This window comes from Herpetosiphon llansteffanensis (assembly GCF_003205875.1).
Lineage (GTDB): Bacteria > Chloroflexota > Chloroflexia > Chloroflexales > Herpetosiphonaceae > Herpetosiphon > Herpetosiphon llansteffanensis.
This window is the reverse complement of record NZ_PUBZ01000092.1, coordinates 64,420-85,786: the sequence shown is the minus strand read 5'-3', so window position 1 is coordinate 85,786 and position 21,367 is coordinate 64,420. Positions and strand designations below refer to the sequence as shown.

The following is a 21,367-nucleotide window of genomic DNA, read 5'->3' as shown; positions in this document are numbered from 1 at the left end:
TTTGTTGATTAAACAGCAAATTGCATGGCTGAGCGGAATTTCTAGTGCTACTATTAATCCATCAACCAGCTAGCAACAATTGCTGTGCGTATGGAAGGATTTTTTTGATGCAACTACGTCAACTTGGTAAGTCGGAACTGCGAATTCCACGGATTGTAATTGGGGGCAATGTTTTTGGCTGGACGGTTGATCGGGCGCAAACCTTTCGTTTGCTTGATGCCTTTATCGATGCAGGCTTAAATGCAATCGATACGGCTGATGTCTATTCGGCCTGGGTTGAGGGCAATCAGGGTGGCGAATCGGAAACGCTGATTGGTGAATGGATTAAACAACGCCAACGCCGCGACGATCTGCTTATTTTGAGCAAAGTTGGCGCTGGCACCGGCTTATCGAAGGCCAATATTGCTAAGGCGATTGATGGCTCATTGCAACGGCTGCAAACCGAGTATCTTGATCTCTATCAAGCCCATGTTGATGATGCTGAAACGCCTTTGGAAGAAACCCTGAGCGCGTTTGGCGAGCTGATTCAACAAGGCAAAGTTCGGGCAATTGGGGCCTCGAATTATAGTGCTGAACGCTTGCAAGCAGCACTGGATATTAGCCAGCAGCATAATCTGCCCCGCTACGAAAGCCTGCAACCCTTGTACAACCTCTATGATCGTGACCGCTATGAAGGCGATTTGGAAGCAGTTTGCCAACAAGCAGCTTTGGGCGTAATTCCCTATTCGACCTTGGCCTCAGGCTTCTTAACTGGTAAATATCGCAGTGAAGCAGATTTGGGCCAAAGCGCTCGTGGTTCAGGAGTGCGAAAATATCTTAATGAACGAGGTTGGGCGCTGCTCAAGGCACTTGATGAAGTTGCTGCTGAGGTACAAGCGACCCCTGGCCAAGTTGCCTTAGCATGGCAAATTGCGCGGCCAAGCATTACTGCGCCAATTGCAAGTGCCACCAATCTTGATCAAGTTAACGATCTGATCAAGGCCGCCAAGCTCGAATTAACCCCAGCTGCGGTTGAATATTTGAACCAAGCTGGCCAATAAATTAGTTTGAGGCCCAGCGGCCATGCTGCTCAATTGCGGAGCGAAGCCACTAACAATGCGGCTTCGCTGTCATCTGCGACACTTAATCGTAGGTCTATGTTCAGTTGCTGCTAGCTTCGCTAAGCCTATTTGCATAACTCCACAGTTCAGTGCATAATATTCAGTATCTGCATTTTTAGCGCCGCCTACCTCAATGAAATATCCACAGGTAACTCCACTACTAACCACGGTCATTTGGTAGGATTTGGCAAAGCGCTATAAGGAGGACTGGTGAATCGTTTCCTTCCACGTTGGGCTGTAATTTTCAGCTTACTCACCTTGGTGATTAGCTTATTTGCACAGCCAGTCGCTACAACAGCGCAAAAAGTTCCAGTAACGGTTGATACAAATCCTATAACCAGCGATGGTGTTGCTGAAGCTGTGTCAGCTTCGCCACGTTTGATTGTAGAGTTGGAATCACCTGCTTTGGCTGCTTGGAGCAAAAGCACCAACAAGGCTCGTACCGCCAACCAACGTTTAGATCTTAAGGCTGCTGATGCCAAGGCCTATCTGGCGCAATTAGAGGCTGAACAAAACCTCTTTGTGGCAGATATGAGCAAAGCATTGCCAGGCTCAAAGGTTGCAACCTTCGTCGATGAATTTGGTGCTAAAGACGAACTGCGTTATAGCGTGGTCTTTAACGGGATGACCGTTAACGTTGGCGATGCCAAACGTGACGATGCCCGTAAGATTTTAGCCTCATTGCCAAATGTCAAAGCTGTGCACCTTGACTTGCCACAACAAGCAGATTTGCACTTGAGCAACACCTTGATTGGTTCGCCAGCCCTGTGGAATAGTGCTGAAATTGGGGGCCGTAGCAATGCTGGCGCTGGGATTAAGGTTGCCTCGATGGACGGTGGCGTGCACAAAGATGCGCCAATGTTCAGCGGTGTCGGCTACAGCTACCCAGATGGCTATCCAGCCAACGGCGTGGGTTTGACCCAAAATAACAACGGCAAAATCATTGCTTCACGGGCCTACTTCCGCGATTGGGACGGCCCAGCCAATGGCGACCAAAACCCATGGCCAGGCACCAATGGCACGCCTCACGGGGTTCACACCGCAGGGATTGCAGCTGGCGATGTCGTCACCGCAACCTTTAGCGGCTTGAGCTTGCCATCAATGAGCGGTGTCGCTCCCAAAGCATGGATCATGAGCTATCGGGTATTCTATGCGAGTGTCAACGGGATTGGCTCGTTCTACAATGCTGAAGGGATTGAAGCCCTTGAAGATATTGTGGCTGACGAAGCCGACGTGGTTAACAACTCATGGGGTGGTGGCCCAGGCAGCTTGGGCGGCGAATTCGATGCCCTTGATACTGCCTTGATCAACACCTCAAATGCTGGGATCTTTGTGTCAATGTCTGCTGGCAATGCTGGCCCCAACAAAGGCACCTCGGATCACCCATCAGATGAGTATATTGTGGTAGCAGCTAGCACGACCCAAGGCACGTTTGCTGCTGGTCGTTTGGATGTAACCCAACCAACCCCAATCTCGCCAACCTTGCAAACGATTCCGATTGCAGCAGCGGCGTTTGGCGCACCTGTTAATAGCATTGTAAACTTACCATATATGCCAGGCAGTGCAGCTACCCCAGCAAACTTGACTGGTTGTACCGCATTTGCTGCCGGCACATTTACTAACAAAATTGCCTTGATTCAGCGTGGCGATTGTGAGTTTGGGGTCAAGGCCCTCAATGCCCAAAATGCTGGTGCTAGCTACGTTGTGATTTACAACAATGCAGCCAATGGCAATACGCTGATTAACATGGGCGCTGGTGCTGTTGGCGCTCAAGTAACCATCCCAGTGATTATGATTGGCTTTACGCCAGGGACTGGCTTGTTTAACTGGTATGGCCAACATGGCAGCGCATCAGTTGCTTCAATTAACCCATCGACCTATGTTGCCGCTAGCACCCCAGACGTAATTGCTGGCTTTAGCAGCCGTGGCCCAGGCGTTGGCGATGTCTTGAAGCCAGACGTAACCGCTCCTGGCGTGAATATCCTTTCACATGGCTACACCCCAGGCGCAACCGGCGAAGCCCGTCACCTTGGCTATGGCACTGCATCGGGTACCTCGATGGCAGCACCTCACGTTGCTGGTGCGGCAGCCTTGTTACGCCAAGCCCACCCAAGCTGGACCAACGACGAAATCAAATCGGCTTTGATGAGCACCTCGAAGTACATTGGGGTTACAGTCGCTGATGGTTCACCAGCCCAACCATTGGATATGGGCGCTGGCCGGATCGATTTGAGCAAAGCCTCAAACCCAGGTGTCTTCTTAAGCCCACCAAGCTTGAGCTTTGGCCAAGTCTTGAGCGGCACAACCAAATCAATTTTGGTGACCGTCACCAACGCAACCAATGTTGCCGAAACCTATAGCATCAGCACCCAATATACTGGTGGTGGTTTCAACAACATTACCCCAATGGCTGGCGTTACCTTAGCAACCAACAGCATTGCTGTTCCAGCCAATGGCAGCGCTCAATTCACCGTTACCTTCAACAGCTTGGCTGGCCGTGGCTATGGCGATAATCAAGGCTTTATTGTGCTTGATGGCCCAACCCACGATGCCCACATGCCAGCTTGGGCACGGGTAACCAAGCCTGCTGCCAATGTTGATGTGTTAGTAATTGATAACGACGGTAGCTCATCAATCGGTGAAGAGTATATCGATGTAACCAGCTACTACACCGAAACACTTGAAGAAATTGGCTTGAGCTATCAAGTCTTGGATGTTGATAATTTGGCTGGCGCTGTTACCACCTTCTTGCCACCAGCTGAACAATTGTATCCATATAAAGCCATTGTCTATTTCACTGGTAACTACGATCAACGCAATGGTGCGTTTACGGTTCCCACTCCATTGACCGCCTTGGATATGGATCGCTTGACCGAATACGCAAATAACGGCGGTACGATCATCGCGATGGGTCAGAATTTGGCTCAAGTGCTCAATTCAACCAGCCCAGACACTGAATCATTCTTCTATGCCAGTGTATTGAGTGGTGAGTTCTTGCGCCCCAACATCAACTCATCAAACGTGGTTACGGTTACCAAACCATTGACCGCTACGACTCAAGCGCCAGAAGTATTCCAAGATATGGAAATTAACATCAATGCTAGCTTGGGCGACGGCGCTCGCAACCAACGCAGTGTTGATGCACTTGAATCGCTGTATGGCACCGACTTCGATCCAAATCGCGATGAGTTGATTCGCTCATTGTTCTCGATTGCTGGCGAAGAAGAAGCGACGACTGGTCGCTTCCATCGCGCTCAACCAACCTTGGAAAACCCAGGCATCAGCTATTTGGGTCGCTCGATCTACACCACCTTCGGCTTAGAAGGGGTCAACAACCTGAGTGACACCACCAGCCGCCAAGAGTTGCTCGAAACCTTCTTCAAAGTCTTGTGGGATGATGCAACCGGCACGATTTTGACCACAGCAAATGGTTCACAAACCATGTTCGATGTTGATCTGACCTCAGAGTATGATGCTGTGCCAGTCGAATATCGCTGGGACTTCGGCGATGGCTCAGCCATCGTTACCACTCCAGCTGGCACGCCAGTTGGCCATACCTATACTGACCCCGACATGACCTACACGGTTCGGGTGGAAGTAAGCGATAGCTATGGCAACAAGACGATTGTAACCAAACAAGTCAGCGCAGCTCACACTGTCTACTTGCCCGTGGTTGGCCGCAACTAAACTTTAGTTCGTTGGCTCATCTTCTCGCCAGGCGCTTGGGTAAACCCAAGCACCTGGCGGTTTTTTTATCTAGAGTATAATGAGCCAAATGCTCCCTATGCCTGAGGTTGCTTATGATTCACTCAATTACCTTTCGCCGCTGGAAAAGCTTTTTAGATACAACCCTCTACCTCGACCAAATTATGGTCTTAATTGGCATGAATGCGAGCGGCAAATCAAATGTGCTTGATGCTTTGAGTTTATTAAAAGCCTTAGCAGATGGCGAAGAATTAGAAAAAGCTCTCAGTAATTTAAGGGGTGGAGCAGAATTTGCACCATTGTATGGGCGCGATTCCTTTGAATTAGAAGTTGAGTTTCATCAGAATGAAACTGATAAAATTGAAAAGGAATTTACATATAAAATAAGAATTAATATTATGAATAATATTCAAATTACAGCCGAAAAAATTAAATTAAAAGAAAGTGGAATTGAATTTGATACAAAACCTATTTTATTCGAGAATAATAAGCTACAGATAATAAAGGATGGAGAATTTGAAATTAAAATTCCGTCAAATATTTCAATTATTAATAAAACATTAATTTATTTTTTTTCTGAAGAAGTATCAAAATACATTAAATATATTAATAATGTTTTTACAAATATCCTTAATTTAGATGTAATACCAAAAAATATAAATCACTTTGCAGAAATTTCTGATTTACTAGAAAATGATGGTTCCAATCTCGCCGGAGTGCTTGCTGCATTAGACGATGCTAAACGTCAAAAGATTGAGCAACAACTTACTGAGTATCTTACTCGACTCCCCGAAAATGATGTTGGTAAGGTGTGGGTTGAGAAAATTGGCCTTCTTGGCAGAAATGCAATGCTGTATTGCGAAGAAACATGGCCCAATGGTCAAACCTTTAATATTGATAGTCGTCGTATGTCTGATGGAACCCTGCGCTTTTTGGCAATTCTGACAGCTTTATTGACACGGCCAGAAGGCAGCAATTTAATTATCGAAGAAGTTGATAATGGTCTACACCCATCACGCGCTAAATTACTATTGGAGATGTTGCGCGAAATCGCCGTCAAACGCCAGATTGATGTACTCGTTACAACCCATAATCCGGCCTTGCTTGATGCAATGACCCCCGATTACATTGGCTTTATCACGGTTGCGCATCGTAACCCACAAGGCTATAGCGAATTGACCTTGCTTGATAATGTGGATGCACTGCCAAAGCTTTTGGCAAGTGGTGGCGTTGGTTATTTGGCAACAACGGGCAAACTTGATCAAGCAATTGAGGATACGCAGGAGCAAGGGGAATAATATGCGAAAAATTTATATTATGGACACCTCGGTATTATGTGTCTATCTGAAAATTCCAGGTAAAGATACTTGTGGAAGTAATGATATATTTTGGGATTACTCAAAGGCCGATCAAAAAATTCAAGAAATTATTCGCAAGCAGGAAACAATCGTTTTACCATTAGCCACAATTATTGAAACTGGTAACCATATTGCTCAGATAAAAAACGAGTATGATAGAAATGTAATTGCAATGCCATTTTTAGATATCTTAAAAAGACAATTATCTGGTGATAGTCCTTGGATAGCCTTTACCGAACATACTATTTTAGAACAACAATTACAAAAAATATCGGAAATGTGGAAGGGTTTAGCTAAACAAAAAATTTCCTTTGGTGACGCAATGATTCTATACATTGCAAATTATTATCGAAAAATGAAGCGATTTGAGCCTGAGATATTAACTGGTGATCGGAATTTAAAAAATAACGAAAGGCTCGATCTTAATATTTCTCGTGATCCCGATTCCTTAACTCCACTAGTTCCACGACCACGTAAATAAAAAAACCGCAAGCGATCAGATTGCTGATCGCTTGCGGCAGCCGCTAAATTATTGGTAGTTCGCCACTTCATCCTTGATGCGGGCGATGAACTCATCGACGCTGATTGAGCCGAGGTCGCCGCCAGCGCGTTGGCGTACCGCGACAGCACCGTTTTCCTCTTCTTTATCGCCAACCACCAACATATACGGAATTTTCAGCTTTTGGGCATCGCGAATTTTAGCATTCATGCGGTTGTTGCTGGCATCAACTTCAACCCGCAAGCCTTGAGCATTAAGTTTGGCTGCCACTGATTCAGCATACGCCACGTGGCGGTCGGTAATCGGCACTAACGTGACTTGAACTGGTGCCAACCAGACCGGGAATGCACCTGCATATTGTTCGATCAACGTGCCTACAAAACGCTCGATTGAGCCAAATGGCGCACGGTGAATCATAATTGGCCGATGCTTTTGACCATCTTCGCCCGTGTACTCAATTTCAAAGCGCTCTGGCAAGTTGTAGTCGACTTGCACCGTGCCAAGTTGCCATTGGCGGCCAAGCACATCGCGGAAGATGAAGTCGAGTTTGGGGCCGTAGAATGCTGCTTCGCCTTCAACCACCACATAATTCAAGCCCTTCTTTTCGGCAGCATTAATAATCGCGTTTTGGGCTTTTTCCCACACTTCGTCAGAGCCGATGTACTTGGGATTGCCGACCTCGCGCAAGCCAACCCGCGCTTGGAAGTCCTTCAAGCCCATCGTGCCAAAGACAAACAGAATCAAGTCAACAACTTTCAAAAATTCTGCTTCAAGTTGGTCGGGCGTGACAAACAAGTGCGAATCGTCGACCGTGAACGAGCGCACTCGTAGCAAGCCGGTTAATTCGCCGCTATGCTCATAGCGATAGACCGTGCCAAACTCGGCCAAGCGCAAGGGCAAATCGCGATACGAACGTGGTTCGCTGGCATAAATTTCGATGTGATGTGGGCAGTTCATCGGCTTGAGCAGATAAATTTCGCCCTCGGGATTTTCCGGGTCGTCATTGGCAATTTCGCTCATTGGTGGGAAAATACCATCGCGATAGGTGTACCAGTGACCGCTCGTTTTGTAGAGATCGATCTTACCCATATGCGGCGTGACGACTGGTAAATAGCCACGGTCGATTTGCGCTTGGCGAAGAAAACGCTCAAGCACATCACGCAGAATTGCGCCCTTGGGCAGCCATAACGGCAAGCCAGCGCCGACTTTTTGCGAGAAGGTAAATAAACCTAACTCACGGCCAAGCTTGCGGTGATCGCGTTTTTTGGCCTCTTCTTGCTGCCACAAGTAATGATCAAGCTCTTCTTTCGATGGCCAAACCGTGCCATAGATCCGTTGCAACATTGGGCGTTTTTCATCGCCACGCCAATATGCGCCCGAAACCCGCAACAACTTAAAGCCATTGGCGGGAATTTCGCTCAGGCTTTCGACGTGTGGGCCTTTACATAAATCTTCAAACGAATCATGTTTGTAGGTCGAGATGATCGTGTCGGCGGCGGCGGCTTTTTCGCCATATTCATCTTCGCCCTTTGCCAAACCAGCGATCAATTCGAGCTTGTAGGGCTGGTCTTTGAACAATTCGCGGGCTTCATCTGCCGAAACTTCACGATAGGCAAAGCGATGTTTGGCCTTGATGATTTTGCGCATCTTGGCCTCGATGTCTTTGAGATCATCTGGCGTTAATGGCCGTGGCAAATCAAAATCGTAATAAAAGCCATTTTCAACTGGCGGGCCGATTGCAATTTTGCCCTCAGGGAAAATTTCAAGTACAGCTTGGGCCAACACGTGCGCCGTCGAGTGACGCAAGCGATACAGTGGATCATTATCTGGGTTAACTGGTGCCATTGGGAAACTCCTCAATAAAAGTATGAAGGATGAATTATGAAGGATGAAACTCATATTTCGCTCGGAATCTTAGCTATTTCATCCCTCATCCCTCATAATTCATCCTTATAACCTTACCAACACGGCATGAGATGGCGCGGGGCTTCTGGGCGTTGCGCCAAATCGCGTTGATAGACTAATTTGAGCATTGCAGCGCGATATTCAGCGCTTTCGATCAAGTGCCAGCCCTCAGCTTGGAGTTCGGCTTCCATCGCCGCCCGATCCGACCATTCACGAGCTTCGGCAGCACAGGGAGCGTCGCCCTGAACCGGGGCATAGGCAATTAAGTATTCCACCATAGTTCTGCTCCTTTAAGTGATTGATGGTGTCAGTATCACTTTCGTCCAGAACGATCACCCCCCTTCTGGAATTATGAAGGATGAAGGATGAAGTATGAAGAAATTTGTGCTAGATCCAAAATCTTTTGCGGATCAGCCATATTTTCATCCCTCATCCCTCATAATTCATCCTTTGGTTATTGTGCTTCAACGGTGGCGGTTAGCACGCCGTCGCTCACCTCGATTGCGGTAATTCGTTGGCCATTGGCAGCAAGTTGATTGTTGAGCTTGGCCTCTAAGGTTTGAGATAATTGCTCTGGGTCAAGCAAGAAGCCAAGTGCGCCATCAATTTGGGCATCAACAACATCAACCCGACCATCGGTAGTTACTTGCACGCCTGCTGTTGCTGTGCCAGTTATGCCATACGCGCCAACAGTTGCGCCCAAACGGCCTGGTGTAAAGCGTACCGTCGCACTATCCAATGGGCTAATTTCATTGGGATTGGCCTGCAAAAACTGGTTGATTTCGCTATCAGTCACTTGGACAGTGCCTTGAAAACCAGCAGGAATTTCGCTGTTGGGGCCGCCAAGTTGCTCATCGAGCTTGCGATCAATTTGCTGTTCGAGTTGGCCGCCCAAGGTGTTGCCTGCTTGCTCGCTGAGCATGGGGCGTAAATAGAAATAGACTCCCAACAAGCCACCCAAAACCAAAAAAACCAACACAGTCAGCGTTGTTAAACAACCAAACAGACAACCGCGGCGGCGGCGTGGTGGCGGTGGTGGTGCATAGCCATAGCCATAACCCATACAAAACCTCCTAGAGCGCGGTTAAACAAAAATGCCCCGTCCAACACACATAGGACGAAGGCAAATATAAACCTCGTGGTTCCACCTAATTTCCAAATTAGCAAGCACTAATTTGCTTAAGTTGTCCGGTAGCGGGGACAAAACGCATCGATCTACTAGCTAGGAGCGTTCGGCGATGAACTCAGAGGGGGTATTGTTTGGTTGCGTGCCAGCAACGCTCGCAATCTATGGCGCTGCTTCCCTGATGGTGTTACCCAAACAACATGGCCTCATCACTGTTCGGCTATTCAATTGTGCTAGATGCTACCATACCTTGGCGCTCTTCGTCAATCAGCCCTTTGAATGAATAGCCGTTTATCATGATCGCCACTCCTTCGCCCCGCCTCAAGCTGGGGAATGCAGCGAGCTTTAATCTCCCTGCATTCCCTAAAGCACAATTATTGGATTATTCTCGATCTATCCTCGCTAGCCAAAACTGTTTGAATAGCATGGCAAGCTAGGGGTTTGGCAATATCGGTGCAGGTATTGGCGGTCTGGGCGTTGGCGGTGGTGGTTGCGGTGAACTGGTTGGCTCTGGCGTTGGCAGTGAGGTTGGCGTATAGGGGCAGCCGTTGCGTGATGGCACACCTGCATCACGAGGACACTCATCACGATGATCAGGAATTCCATCGCCATCACTATCTTTGACTTGTGGTGGCAATGGAGTTTCGGTTGGCGTTAGGGTAATTGGGTGTGCTGTTGGTGTTGCTGTTGGCGTGTTGGTTGGCATTGGAGTATTGCTTGGATTTGGTTCAGGAGCTGAGTACGTGCTGACTTCCTTGCCTAACAAACCCAACAAAACCTTAAATTCAGCGCTATTATTGGGATGCCACTCAAATCGCGCACGCTCAAACCATTGGGTTATTACCGTGTCGCCGTTGGCGTTGGTTTCAACGTTGGCTTCGCTTAGGGGCAAGCCAAATAATTGTAACGAGCGCTCATAGGCACTCAAGCCATTGATGTTCAGGCCATGGCTTTGCCAATAGCTTTTAAAGCCTATGCCTTGGGCCTGATCACAAACATTGTGCCCAGTTTCTTTGAACCACAGACAGCCATCCTTGGCCTCGACTGTTGGCTCAATTGCCCGCCCAAGTTGCTCGAGGCGGGTTTTGCCAAGCAGCCCAAGCAGAATTTCATAGGGTGTGCCAGCGTTTTCTGGGTGCACTTCGAAGCGTTTGCGCTCAAGCCATTGAGTATGATAGGTTTGGCCTGTATCACGATTAACCTCATCGGCAGCTGCTGCAAGCGGATAGCCAAAAACTGGTAGGCCACCATTGGCATCCCAATAATCGCTAAATGGCTCTTGCAAGCAAAAGCCTGTTTGCTCAAAACATAGGTTATGGGCAAAACTTGCTTGTGGCCAAGCTCCAAGCACAATCATGCCGATCGCTAATACTCCAATCAGACGACGCATTTTTTCCTCCAAACAACGAGCGAATCAGTAGATAGACCGATCTCAGCTTGGCCAAACTTGGTTAAGCTAGACTGTAGCTCTAATGTGTTGGATGGCATACGATCAAATGATGGCGAGATTGATGGCCAAACGATGCCATCGTGTGCTAAATCTGGGAGTACCTAATGGCCAAACGTGAATTTTCGGTTGAACATGAATATAGCTACCCACGGAGTAGCCCAATTCGCTGGATTATAGCGCATGTTTGGCGCTATTGGTTTTTAGCCTGTGTAGTGTTAATCTGTTTTCTTGGCTCGTGGGTAACCTACTCGCAAGCGCGAGTCGTAATCGGCGATGTTGCGGGCTTGTTTAATGTATCCTTCGATGCTGACGGCTTGCCTCTACCCTTCGACGCTGCGCTATTATTAAGAATGTCGCTGATTATTTTGGCCCTTTTGGTTGCTGATGGCTTTTGTTTGTGGTTCGGCAGTTTGGCTGGCGAAACTATTGCTGCTCGCTTCGAGGCCGATGCCCGCGAAGAATTGTATACCAGTTTGTTGGGCAAAAGCCAAGCCTACCACGATCGCCAACGCGTCGGCGATTTGATGGCCCGCGCCACCGACGATACCAGCCAGCTTGCCAGCATGATCGTGCCTGGCAGCACCATGATCTTTGAAAGCATTTTGGGGATTGTGGTTCCACTGGCATATGTAGGTTTTATCAAAGTTGAATTGCTCTTAATCCCGCTTGGTTTTGTGGCTTGTTATATCATCGCTGTTCGGCGCTATGTGCGGCGCTTAAACCCCGTTATTGCTGAGCAGCGCGAGCAATTTGGCAAGCTGAATGCTGGCCTCGAAGAAACCATCTCGGGGATTGAAGTGGTCAAAGCGAGCGCCCGTGAAGGCTTTGAACGGCTTAAATATCGCCGCCACGCTCGTGGTTTCCGCGATTTATTTGTGCAACAAGGGCGCATCGAAGCCCGCTATATTCCATTGTTGCTGTTTGGCATTACCTTCGGTTTAACCTTTTTGCACTCAATGATTTTGTTCAATCAAAGTCGCATTAAGATCGAAGATATTATTGCCGTAATGAGCTTGATTGGCTTGTTGCGCTTCCCAACCTTCATCTCGTTATTTGCCTTTACCTTGGTTCAAACAGGTATTGCCAGCGCAGGCCGGATTCTGAATGTGATCAAGGAAGAAACCGAGCTTGACGAGAATGTTACCGGCCATCAAGCAACGATTGAAGGTGAGCTACGCTTCGAAAATGTGCAATTTGGCTACGAAGCCCAGCCAATTTTGCATGATGTTTCGTTCAGCGTAAAGCCCGGCCAAACCGTGGCAATTGTCGGCCAAACTGGCTCTGGCAAAAGTGCGCTGACCCAATTGGTCAACCGCACCTACGATGTGCAAGCAGGCCGCGTATTAATCGATGGCATTGATGTGCGCGAGTGGAATCTCGATACCTTGCGCTCGCAAATCTCCAAAATCGAGCAAGATGTGTTCTTGTTTTCGCGCACAATTGGCGAGAATATTGCTTTTGGTGCGCCCAACGCCACTCGCGAACAAATTATCGAAGCCGCCAAGGCCGCCCAAGCTCACGATTTTATTAGCTCGTTTGTCAATGGCTACGATACCGAAATTGGCGAGCGCGGCGTAACCCTCTCTGGTGGTCAGCGCCAACGCATCGCCTTGGCCCGTGCCTTTTTGAGCAATCCACGGATTTTGATTTTGGATGATTCGACCAGCGCGATTGATAGCGCGACCGAAGACCAGATTCAACGCGCAATTCGCGAGGCCCAACGTGGCCGAACTACCTTATTGATTACCCATCGACTTTCGCAAATTCGCTGGGCCGATGTGATTTTGGTGCTCGATGGTGGGCGAATTGTGGCGGCAGGCGATCACGAACACTTGCTGCGCACATCCAACCATTATCGCCGCATCTTTGCTCGTTACGAAAGCTCGTTGCCACCGATTGAGCAAGCAGTTTTGGCCTAAAATGCAATGCGCCACCAGCATCAACTGGTGGCGCATTTGTTTAAGTCAGTTGCAGCCACGGTTGTTCGGTCTGATTGGCAAATACGGTCACAATATCGCGAATCAATTGATGCGATTGGCGATTTTTGGAAATAAAGCCATCAAGTCCCGCCCGATAGAACAATTCTTGGGCTTGTTCATCGCGGCTCCAGCCAATAATTTTGGCATCATCGGCCAAGGCCCGATGCTTGAAATGCTCCGAACGAATTTGTGGCATTAGCTCGGCAATGCCTATGCCGTCAGCCAAGCGTTGATCAATTAAAATCAAGCGCGCATAGCTTTGCGGTTGATATTCAAGCCATTGCAATAGCTGAAAACTGGTGCTGCAAATGCTAATTGCAGTTGATAAATTGAATTGAGTTAACAATTGCTCTGCGCCGCGAAATTGGGTTTTGGCCATAATTTGTAGAACCCGGGTACTCTCCACCAGACACACATTGGCTAACATGCCAGACTCCTTGCTCCAGACCAGACCATTCTATTACTAGAATATTGATATACCAAATCGGCTACATTGGCGGCTTTAGCGGCACACTAGCGTAGAAATTGGCTGATTCGTTGATTAATTCGATGCTTGAATTGCAGAAGGTGATTGTTTACGGCGATGCTGCTCTCAGTGCGCTTGATTATAGCATAGCTCACTTCAGCCCAAGCCCAATTTAATCAATAATCTGCTGCAAAAAATGCTTTTTACTCTGTACTGAGCTAAATAGCCTGTTTGAGGCTAAAACTTACATTTTTAGCATGAATGCCATGCTAATTGATATTTATTAATCAATTTAAATAATTACTTTATGAATATATGCAGATAATTGATTGCTGTGATCGATTCAACCTGATTGCCTAACCGACGTTTAGCCCAAAATGCTTGCTAACAGCATGACCTCGCTGTGTGCAGGAGCTTAAATTTTGTTAATTAAAACCCTTGACAAATGTTTAAAAATCAGTTAAAGTCTTTGTAATTCCAATGAAATTATTTAGTAACCCTCTGAGTTGGCTAGCATTTTGGAACGCTCGTGACGGATGAACTCTCGATAAGCACGAAGGAGTGACGATTATGAATGTGATCCATCGTCGTTTTCGGTTCCTAGCCTTTATCTTAATTCCCGTTCTTGTTATGCTGATGGGTTTGAGTCAGCAAAAAGTTCAAGCTGCTGCCCCAGCCTGGGATGGCAACAATCACGCCTATGCGATTGGCAATCGGGTAAGTTATGCTGGTGGCGAATATGAATGTATTCAAGCCCACACCTCATTGCCCAATTGGAATCCGGTTGATGTGCCAGCGTTGTGGCGTGCGGTTTCACCAAGCAATCCAACCGCAACTCCCAATAATCCAACCGCAACCCCACGGCCAGCAACGGCAACGCCGCGACCTGCGACCGCAACGCCGCGACCAGGCACTGCAACCCCAACGCCGAACAACCCAACCGCAACCCCACGCCCAGCAACGGCAACGCCTGTGTTGCCAACCGCAACCACCACGCCAGGCGGCGGCAAGCGCATCATCGGCTACTTCGCCGAATGGGGTGTCTATGGTCGCAACTATCACGTGCGCAACATCAAAACCAGCGGTTCAGCTGCTAAGTTGACTCACATCAACTATGCGTTTGGCAATGTTGTCAATAGCCGCTGCCAATTGGGCGACACCTACGCCGATTATGATCGAGCATATAGCGCTGCTGAAAGCGTCGATGGAGTAGCCGACACCTGGGATACTGGCGTATTGCGCGGTAGCTTCGGCCAATTGCGCAAGCTCAAAGCAGAATTCCCCCACTTGAAAGTGATGATTTCGTTGGGCGGTTGGACGTGGTCGGCTGGCTTCTCGGATGCTGCGTTGCCAGCAAACCGCGCTGCCTTCGTCAAATCATGTGTTGACTTGTTCATCAAGGATTCACGCTGGGCTGGCGTATTCGATGGCATCGATATTGACTGGGAATATCCAGGTTCATGTGGCAACACCTGTAACTTCCGCCCAGAAGATACCCAAAATTTCACCGCCTTGTTGAGCGAATTCCGCAGCCAATTGAATGCAGTTCGCCCAGGCTTGCTGTTGACGATTGCTGCTCCAGCAGACCCAGCTAAAATCGCTAAGATTCAAGTTGGTCAGATTCACCAATACCTCGATTTCATCAACATTATGACCTACGACTTGCACGGTGCTTGGGAAGCCAACACCAACTTCCAATCAAACTTGTACTCAATCGCTGGCGATCCAGGCCCAATCTACTCGGTTGACGCAGGCGTGAATGCTTGGTTGAACGGTGGAACTCCAGCCAATAAAGTTGTGGTTGGCGTGCCATTCTATGGTCGCGGCTGGCAAAATGTGCCAAGCACCAACAATGGTTTGTTCCAACCTGGCTCGGCTGCTCCAGCCACCTACGAAGCAGGCATCGAAGATTACAAAGTGCTCAAAACCAAAGGGTTGACCCGCTACTCAAATAGCGCTGCTGGCGCTGCTTGGCTCTACGGCAACGGCCAATTCTGGACTTACGATGATCCAGCCATTATGAAAGTCAAGACCGACTATGTGAAAGCAAAGGGTCTTGGCGGCACGATGTTCTGGGAATTAAGCGGCGACACCACTGATGGCGAATTGATCAACTCGCTCTATCAAGGTCGCTAGTTTTCAAACTCATATCGGTGAGGCTAAATGGCGCAGGCAGCAATGCTTGCGTCATTTGGTTTTTAATAATCCAACAAGCTCATTTGCGGTATGCTTCTTGATTTAACCAGCCTAGCATTTGTTGATGGCAAGGAGTAGTGCGATGGCAGCAGAGCATGCATTTGGCAATGAAGCTGCGCTTGGCGATGATGAATTACCAGCGTATGCCCCCATGTTGCAAGCATTTCATCGAGCGTGTGCAGTTTCGTTGGTTGCAATTGTCGATTCGTTGCCGCTGAATGAAGGCATGATGGTGCTGGATCTCGGCAGTGGCGATGGATTTTATTCAGCTTTACTTGCCCAACGGGTTGGCACAAGTGGCAGGGTTGTTGCTGCCGATGCGTCGCCCGCCTATTTGCATTTGGCCCAAAACGCAATTGGTGCAACAAAGGTTGCCCAGCGCGTCAGCTTTGAGCAAGTTGATATTCGTCAGTTGCCATGGTCTGATGATTATTTTGATCTCATTTGGTGTGCACATAGTTTGTATAGCTTGCCCGAGCCGCAAGCAGCAATCGCCGAGTTGACGCGGGTAACCAAGCCTGGCGGTTGGGTGGCAATTCTGGAAAACGATACAATGCATCATCATGTGTTGCCATGGCCGCCGGAAATTGAGCTAGCAATTCGCAATGCCCAATTGGCTGATATTGCCGATGAGCCGATTAAGTTGCAAAAATATGAGCTTGGGCGTAATTTGCTGGGTTATTTCACTGATGCTGGCTTGAGCGAATGCGCAATGCGTTCGTATACCATCGATCACCAATATCCTTTGAGCGTTGATGAACAAACCTTTATGCATCAGTATTTAATTGATTTGCTGCACCATGTTGAGGCAGAGCTTGAGCCAACAATGCTGGCCCAAGTTGAAACATTGATTGATCCAACAAATCCAGCTAGTATGTTCAACCAACCAAGCTTCTATTCCAACCATTTGGAGTTGCTGGCGCTAGGCCGTAAGCCTGCCTAAATTCTTGAGTGAGAGTGCTATACTGAGCATATTCTATCTTGGTGGAGGTTTGGATAATGAGTGGTGTGCGAATTCGACGGTTGGCCAGCGCTGCCCGCCCACAAGGGATGGATTATGTGGTGCTGATGCCTGGAGCTAATTTACACTATTTTACTGGTTTGAGCTTGCATTTGAGCGAGCGTTTGGCCTTGGCGTTAATCGCTGCCGATGCCCAAAGCATCAATATTGTGTTGCCAGCCTTGGAGCAACCGCGTGCTTTAGACGAATATAGCGGCGAGATTGCGGTGCGTTGGTTTCCATGGAGCGATGATGAAGGCCCGATGAATGCCTTGCGCAACGCTGCCGCTGGCTTGATTGGTCGCACGGTTGGCGTAGAATACACGACGATGCGCGTGATGGAATTGCGAGCCTTAGAAGAAGTTGCTGGAATCCATAGCATTGATGCCAGCGCGGCGATTGCCAGCTTGCGTATGCAAAAAGGCAGCGATGAAATTGAGTTGATGCGCGAGGCCGTGCGCATTGTCGAGGCTGGGCTGAAAACGGCAATCGAGGCGATTCAGCCGGGCCGAACTGAACGCGAAATTGCCCGTATTTGGGAAGAAGCCATGCAAGCTGCTGGTGGCGAAGGCCCATCGTTTGCCACGATTGTAGCGAGTGGCCCAAATAGTGCTAATCCGCATCACACCACCGGCGAGCGCCAAATTCAAACTGGCGATCTGGTGATTCTCGATGGCGGCGCTTTGTATCGCGGCTATTGCTCGGATATTACCCGCACGGTGAGCGTAGGCGAGCCAACTGAGCAACAACGTATGCTCTATGATACGGTTTTAGCCGCCAATCGGGCTGCTTGCGCTGGAGCCAAACCAGGCATGAGTGGCGCACAGGTCGATCGTTTGGCGCGCCAAGTCGTTGAAGATGCAGAATTAGGCCGTTACTTCATCCATCGTACTGGCCATGGCTTGGGCATGGAAATTCACGAACCGCCCTATATTGCCAGCACCAACAAAGTGGCCTTACCCATTGGCACGGTTTTTACAGTTGAGCCTGGCACCTACGTTGCCGGAATTGGCGGCGTGCGAATTGAAGATGATGTGTTGTTGACCGCCAATGGCGCAGAATGTTTGACCAACTTTCCACGGGAGTTGATTGTTAAATGATCGTGTTGGCACAAGCTGTAGCCCAAGATATACCGCTGTGGGCTATGATTCTGGCGCTTGGCGCAGGCAATCTGGTGGGAATTTTGGGCATTTGGTGGTGGCGGCGACGTTCTGCCACCAGAAAGTAGCATATGCAAAAACGACGTGTTTCATTATGGACTTTAGTATTATTGGTGATCGGTTCGTTGGCGCTGCATGTTTGGACCATTAGCACGCTGTTTCAGGTGCGCTCAACCGCTAGCCAACAACTAAGCCAATTGCAAACTGCGCTTGATGAAGCACGTCGTGAGCCATTGGTCTATCAAGTGCCGATCAATCAAACTGTGCCGATCAAGCTTGATGTGCCGATCAATCAATCGCTGGATATTCCAATCAATACCTCAGTTAAAATCAAAGATACGATTGAATTGCCAGTTGATACTGGCTTTGGCTCGTTGACGATCCCTGTGCCAATTGATGTGACGATACCAGTTTCGACCAACGTGCCGATTACCTTCAACCAAACCGTAGCAATTTCGACCAGCGTGGCGGTCGATTTGAATGTGCCAATTACGATTGACCTCAACCAAGCCCCATTCAACGGCTATCTTGATCGCTTGCAAAAAGCGCTAGCCGATGTAGCCGAGCAACTGAAATAATGCTCTATCTGGCTTGCGCGGTCTATTGTGGTACCTTGGCGCTTGGTGCAAGTGTGCAATATTTGCACTTGCGCTTGGGGCGTTGGCGTTGGCTGCATCATGCGCTTTTTTTTGCCACATGGCTCAGCACTGGTGCAGCCGTAGCGTGGGCGTGGTGGTATCAACAGGAACGTTGGTGGCTGGCAAGTTTAATTCTGCCAATTCTGGCCTTATTTCCCTTTCGGCGCGCTAGCTCGCGTTGGCATCGTTGGCTGGGAATTAGCGGCTTGGGTGTGTGGGCCATGATTTTGGCCTTAGCTAGCGTTTAGTGCAAAATCCGCGATAAGAATAGCTTGGTGCGTTCATGTTGCGGTGCGCCAAACACTTGGTCGGGCGTACCTTGCTCGACAATTGTGCCGCCATCCATAAAGACCACTTGATGCGCTGCCTTGCGCGCAAACCCCATTTCGTGCGAAACCACCACCATCGTCATGCCTTCGCTGGCCAGCGTCAACATCACATCGAGCACTTCGTTGATCATCTCTGGGTCGAGCGCCGAGGTTGGCTCATCGAACAGAATGACTTTTGGTTGCATCGCCAACGAGCGCGCAATTGCCACCCGTTGTTGTTGGCCGCCAGAAAGCTTGGGTGGATATTTGTTGGCTTGCTCTGGGATGCCGACTTTTTCGAGCAAGCCACGGGCAACCTTTTCGCTTTCGCTGCGTGAGCTTTTGCGCACTTTTTGCTGCGCCAAGCAAATATTTTCCAATACCGTGAGATGCGGAAACAACTCGAAGCGCTGAAATACCATGCCCACTTCGGCACGAATTGCGTTTAATCCCCGTTCTTTGAGCCTGACAAACTTGCCATCGATTTCTTTAGGCGTGACATGCTTGCCATCGATAATAATCTCGCCAGCATCAGGTACTTCGAGATAGTTGATACAGCGTAATAAGGTCGATTTGCCTGAGCCAGAAGGCCCAACAATCATCAACACCTCGCCGCGATCAACCGTGAGGCTCACATCGTCTAAGGCTCGAAAATCGCCAAAAAACTTGCTAACATTGCTGATACTGATCATTGGTTGGTTGGCAGTGGCAAGTTTAGTGGACATTGCTGCTCATCTTTCGTTGCAACCATTGCAGCAGCAATGAAAGCACTAAAGTCATGGTCAAATAAAAGGCGGTCAGAATAAAGTAGGTTTCTTCGTATTTAAACGACGAGCTAACCGAAAGCCGTGAAACTTGGGTTATTTCGCGCACGCCCAAGACCGAAACCAACGACGAATCTTTGAGAATAGCGATCAGATCGTTGCCTAAGGCTGGTAGCACGTTGCGAAATGCTTGCGGTAAGATGACATAACGCATCGCTTGCCCATGAGTCAAGCCCAACGAACGAGCAGCTTCCATCTGGCCACGGCTGATTGATTCGATGCCAGCGCGAAAAATTTCGGCAATATAGGCCGCATAAATCAATACTAAGGCAATAATTGCCCGAACTGTCAGCGAAACATTACTGGCATTCAACCCAAGTCCATTGGATAAGGCAGGCACGATTGCAAATGAAATCGTAAAAATCAGCACCAAAATGGGCACACCGCGAATAAATTCGATGTAGCCAATTGAGAGATTGCGGATGAGTACGTTACGCGAAACCCGCCCTAGCCCAAGCAATAAACCTAAGATTAATGCACAAATAAATGAAATAACTGTGACCATCAGCGTTGCGCCAAGTCCGGTCAGAATCGTTTCGAAGATCCGGGTATATACAGGGTCACTGATAATCCGAAAGCCCATGTAGGCGATGATCAGACCAATTGCGACCAGCCACCAAGGAAATGTGCGCCAATTAAAGCGTTTTTTGGTTGGAGGTTTCAGCGAGGTTGAAGGCGGAAGGTCAGCAGCCATTCGGACTCCTTGTTGATCCATAGGCGAGGATGGAATAACTCAGTGGTGTAGCCTGGGCCACACCACTGAAGCTTAAGAAAGCTTATTCGGGCAATTTGAAATCGGCGCTGAAATATTTCTTTTCCAGCTCGGCCAACTTGCCGTTTTCGCGCAGCGTTTTGAGGGCGGCATTAACTGGCGCAACCAAATCGCTGTTTTTTGGGAAGATAAAGCCCAATTCATCGCTCTTAATTGGGTCGCCAACCAACTTCAATTGTTCGCTGTTATTGCCAACATAGCCTTGGCCAGCGGTTTCGTCCATAATCACCGCGTCAACGTCACCGTTGATCAAGGCTGCGACCGCGAACGGGAAGGTTTCAAAGCCTTGGATGCGTGCTTCTGGCAGCAATCCTTTGGCGGTTTCGTAGTTGCTGGTGCCAGTTTGGGTGCCTAAACGAAATTCGGTTTTGGCGAATTCGTCCATGCTGGCGAAGCGGGTTTCATCGCTGCGCACCAACAAGCGTTGGCTAATTTTAATATAGCCATCTGAGAAGGCCACTTCTTTGGCTCGGTCTGGGGTAATTGTAATCCCATCGGCAGCAGCATCGAATTGACCATTGCTGACCGCTTGGATCATGCCTTCCCATGAGGCTTCTTTGTAAACTGGTTTACAGTTCAATTCGGCACAAATCGCATTCCACGCGTCGTAATCCCAGCCTTCGCCTTTGCCCGTTTGGGGGTTGATATAGTTGAATGGTGGGTACAAGTTTTCGACGGCGATGGTTACTTCGCGGCCAGCAAGATCGATTTTGCCAGTTGCGGGAGCGGTCGTTGAACCAGTGCTTGAACCAGTCGTTGGTGCTGTCGTTGGGGTTGCTGCTTCCGAGCCACACGCTCCCAGCACAACCAACAGCAGGCTCAACAGAGCCACAAGATTGAGGCGTTTCATCTGTAAGTTCCTCCTGATATAGAGTTGGTAT

At 48.7% G+C, this 21,367-nt stretch carries 19 protein-coding genes; 11 read left to right on the top strand and 8 right to left on the bottom strand.

The features are described from left to right. The first annotated feature begins 107 nt into the window (after nt 1–107). From C5S61_RS11855 to C5S61_RS11840, 4 genes are all read left to right on the top strand, one after another. Nucleotides 108–1,040: an aldo/keto reductase gene (locus C5S61_RS11855; RefSeq protein WP_110515268.1), complete on the top strand. Its 933-nt coding sequence runs from the start codon at nt 108–110 to the stop codon at nt 1,038–1,040. A 270-nt stretch (nt 1,041–1,310) separates the two neighbouring features. Further along, nucleotides 1,311–4,787, top strand: a complete 3,477-nt coding sequence (locus C5S61_RS27425) for a S8 family serine peptidase (protein WP_110515267.1) — start codon at nt 1,311–1,313, stop codon at nt 4,785–4,787. A gap of 113 nt (nt 4,788–4,900) precedes the next feature. Beyond that, nucleotides 4,901–6,103, top strand: a complete 1,203-nt coding sequence (locus C5S61_RS11845; protein ID WP_110515266.1) for an AAA family ATPase — start codon at nt 4,901–4,903, stop codon at nt 6,101–6,103. Nucleotide 6,104: 1 nt separating this feature from the next. Next, nucleotides 6,105–6,644, top strand: coding sequence for a PIN domain-containing protein (locus C5S61_RS11840; protein WP_110515265.1), 540 nt, complete (start codon nt 6,105–6,107; stop codon nt 6,642–6,644). A 48-nt stretch (nt 6,645–6,692) separates the two neighbouring features. Here C5S61_RS11840 and thrS read toward each other — a convergent pair whose 3' ends face one another. From thrS to C5S61_RS11820, 4 genes are all read right to left on the bottom strand, one after another. Continuing rightward, the gene (gene thrS / locus C5S61_RS11835; protein ID WP_110515264.1) at nt 6,693–8,507 is read right to left on the bottom strand and encodes a threonine--tRNA ligase; all 1,815 of its coding nucleotides are present in this window, start codon (nt 8,505–8,507) and stop codon (nt 6,693–6,695) included. A 113-nt stretch (nt 8,508–8,620) separates the two neighbouring features. Further along, nucleotides 8,621–8,845: a hypothetical protein gene (locus C5S61_RS11830; RefSeq protein WP_110515263.1), complete on the bottom strand. Its 225-nt coding sequence runs from the start codon at nt 8,843–8,845 to the stop codon at nt 8,621–8,623. 176 nt (nt 8,846–9,021) lie between these two features. Continuing rightward, on the bottom strand, nt 9,022–9,630 hold the full coding sequence (locus C5S61_RS11825) for a hypothetical protein (RefSeq protein WP_110515262.1): 609 nt from the start codon (nt 9,628–9,630) through the stop codon (nt 9,022–9,024). A 496-nt stretch (nt 9,631–10,126) separates the two neighbouring features. Beyond that, nucleotides 10,127–11,083: a hypothetical protein gene (locus tag C5S61_RS11820; protein ID WP_205701387.1), complete on the bottom strand. Its 957-nt coding sequence runs from the start codon at nt 11,081–11,083 to the stop codon at nt 10,127–10,129. A 164-nt stretch (nt 11,084–11,247) separates the two neighbouring features. On the opposite strand from C5S61_RS11820, the gene C5S61_RS11815 reads away from it, so the two are divergent. Further along, complete coding sequence (locus C5S61_RS11815) at nt 11,248–13,062, top strand: ABC transporter ATP-binding protein (protein WP_110515261.1); 1,815 nt, start codon at nt 11,248–11,250, stop codon at nt 13,060–13,062. Between the two features lie 40 nt (nt 13,063–13,102). Here C5S61_RS11815 and C5S61_RS11810 read toward each other — a convergent pair whose 3' ends face one another. Beyond that, nucleotides 13,103–13,549 carry a response regulator gene (locus tag C5S61_RS11810; protein ID WP_110515260.1) on the bottom strand — a complete coding sequence of 149 codons (447 nt, stop codon included), beginning with the start codon at nt 13,547–13,549 and terminating at the stop codon, nt 13,103–13,105. 609 nt (nt 13,550–14,158) lie between these two features. Between C5S61_RS11810 and C5S61_RS11805 the strand changes: the two genes are divergently transcribed. From C5S61_RS11805 to C5S61_RS11785, 6 genes are all read left to right on the top strand, one after another. Next, entirely contained in the window at nt 14,159–15,724 is a 1,566-nt protein-coding gene (locus C5S61_RS11805) for a glycosyl hydrolase family 18 protein (protein WP_110515259.1), read from the top strand. A 142-nt stretch (nt 15,725–15,866) separates the two neighbouring features. Beyond that, nucleotides 15,867–16,727: a class I SAM-dependent methyltransferase gene (locus tag C5S61_RS11800; protein WP_164689400.1), complete on the top strand. Its 861-nt coding sequence runs from the start codon at nt 15,867–15,869 to the stop codon at nt 16,725–16,727. Between the two features lie 56 nt (nt 16,728–16,783). Continuing rightward, a complete protein-coding gene (locus C5S61_RS11795; protein WP_110515257.1) occupies nt 16,784–17,884 on the top strand; it encodes a M24 family metallopeptidase in 1,101 nt (366 codons plus the stop codon). Next, a complete protein-coding gene (locus C5S61_RS27420) occupies nt 17,881–18,012 on the top strand; it encodes a hypothetical protein (protein ID WP_276309105.1) in 132 nt (43 codons plus the stop codon). The genes C5S61_RS11795 and C5S61_RS27420 overlap by 4 nt, the downstream gene beginning before the upstream one ends. Before the next feature lie 3 nt (nt 18,013–18,015). After that, a complete protein-coding gene (locus C5S61_RS11790; RefSeq protein WP_110515256.1) occupies nt 18,016–18,522 on the top strand; it encodes a hypothetical protein in 507 nt (168 codons plus the stop codon). Beyond that, a complete protein-coding gene (locus tag C5S61_RS11785) occupies nt 18,522–18,830 on the top strand; it encodes a hypothetical protein (protein WP_110515255.1) in 309 nt (102 codons plus the stop codon). The genes C5S61_RS11790 and C5S61_RS11785 overlap by 1 nt, the downstream gene beginning before the upstream one ends. On the opposite strand, the gene C5S61_RS11780 is transcribed toward C5S61_RS11785, so the two are convergent. From C5S61_RS11780 to C5S61_RS11770, 3 genes are all read right to left on the bottom strand, one after another. After that, a complete protein-coding gene (locus C5S61_RS11780) occupies nt 18,827–19,615 on the bottom strand; it encodes an amino acid ABC transporter ATP-binding protein (RefSeq protein ID WP_110515254.1) in 789 nt (262 codons plus the stop codon). The two genes, C5S61_RS11785 and C5S61_RS11780, sit on opposite strands and share 4 nt — an antisense overlap. After that, nucleotides 19,605–20,408: an amino acid ABC transporter permease gene (locus tag C5S61_RS11775; protein ID WP_110515253.1), complete on the bottom strand. Its 804-nt coding sequence runs from the start codon at nt 20,406–20,408 to the stop codon at nt 19,605–19,607. The genes C5S61_RS11780 and C5S61_RS11775 overlap by 11 nt, the downstream gene beginning before the upstream one ends. An 82-nt stretch (nt 20,409–20,490) precedes the next feature. After that, the gene (locus C5S61_RS11770) at nt 20,491–21,336 is read right to left on the bottom strand and encodes a substrate-binding periplasmic protein (protein WP_110515252.1); all 846 of its coding nucleotides are present in this window, start codon (nt 21,334–21,336) and stop codon (nt 20,491–20,493) included. Between the last annotated feature and the right edge of the window lie 31 nt (nt 21,337–21,367).

Bases quoted from the DNA above. Each gene is read 5' to 3' on its own strand.
- C5S61_RS11855 (WP_110515268.1), top strand. From the start codon at position 108: ATGCAACTACGTCAACTTGGTAAGTCGGAACTGCGAATTCCACGGATT.
- C5S61_RS11845 (WP_110515266.1), top strand. From the start codon at position 4,901: ATGATTCACTCAATTACCTTTCGCCGCTGGAAAAGCTTTTTAGATACA.
- C5S61_RS11840 (WP_110515265.1), top strand. From the start codon at position 6,105: ATGCGAAAAATTTATATTATGGACACCTCGGTATTATGTGTCTATCTG.
- thrS (WP_110515264.1), bottom strand. From the start codon at position 8,507: ATGGCACCAGTTAACCCAGATAATGATCCACTGTATCGCTTGCGTCAC.
- C5S61_RS11830 (WP_110515263.1), bottom strand. From the start codon at position 8,845: ATGGTGGAATACTTAATTGCCTATGCCCCGGTTCAGGGCGACGCTCCC.
- C5S61_RS11825 (WP_110515262.1), bottom strand. From the start codon at position 9,630: ATGGGTTATGGCTATGGCTATGCACCACCACCGCCACCACGCCGCCGC.
- C5S61_RS11820 (WP_205701387.1), bottom strand. From the start codon at position 11,083: ATGCGTCGTCTGATTGGAGTATTAGCGATCGGCATGATTGTGCTTGGA.
- C5S61_RS11815 (WP_110515261.1), top strand. From the start codon at position 11,248: ATGGCCAAACGTGAATTTTCGGTTGAACATGAATATAGCTACCCACGG.
- C5S61_RS11810 (WP_110515260.1), bottom strand. From the start codon at position 13,549: ATGTTAGCCAATGTGTGTCTGGTGGAGAGTACCCGGGTTCTACAAATT.
- C5S61_RS11805 (WP_110515259.1), top strand. From the start codon at position 14,159: ATGAATGTGATCCATCGTCGTTTTCGGTTCCTAGCCTTTATCTTAATT.
- C5S61_RS11800 (WP_164689400.1), top strand. From the start codon at position 15,867: ATGGCAGCAGAGCATGCATTTGGCAATGAAGCTGCGCTTGGCGATGAT.
- C5S61_RS11795 (WP_110515257.1), top strand. From the start codon at position 16,784: ATGAGTGGTGTGCGAATTCGACGGTTGGCCAGCGCTGCCCGCCCACAA.
- C5S61_RS27420 (WP_276309105.1), top strand. From the start codon at position 17,881: ATGATCGTGTTGGCACAAGCTGTAGCCCAAGATATACCGCTGTGGGCT.
- C5S61_RS11790 (WP_110515256.1), top strand. From the start codon at position 18,016: ATGCAAAAACGACGTGTTTCATTATGGACTTTAGTATTATTGGTGATC.
- C5S61_RS11785 (WP_110515255.1), top strand. From the start codon at position 18,522: ATGCTCTATCTGGCTTGCGCGGTCTATTGTGGTACCTTGGCGCTTGGT.
- C5S61_RS11780 (WP_110515254.1), bottom strand. From the start codon at position 19,615: ATGTCCACTAAACTTGCCACTGCCAACCAACCAATGATCAGTATCAGC.
- C5S61_RS11775 (WP_110515253.1), bottom strand. From the start codon at position 20,408: ATGGCTGCTGACCTTCCGCCTTCAACCTCGCTGAAACCTCCAACCAAA.
- C5S61_RS11770 (WP_110515252.1), bottom strand. From the start codon at position 21,336: ATGAAACGCCTCAATCTTGTGGCTCTGTTGAGCCTGCTGTTGGTTGTG.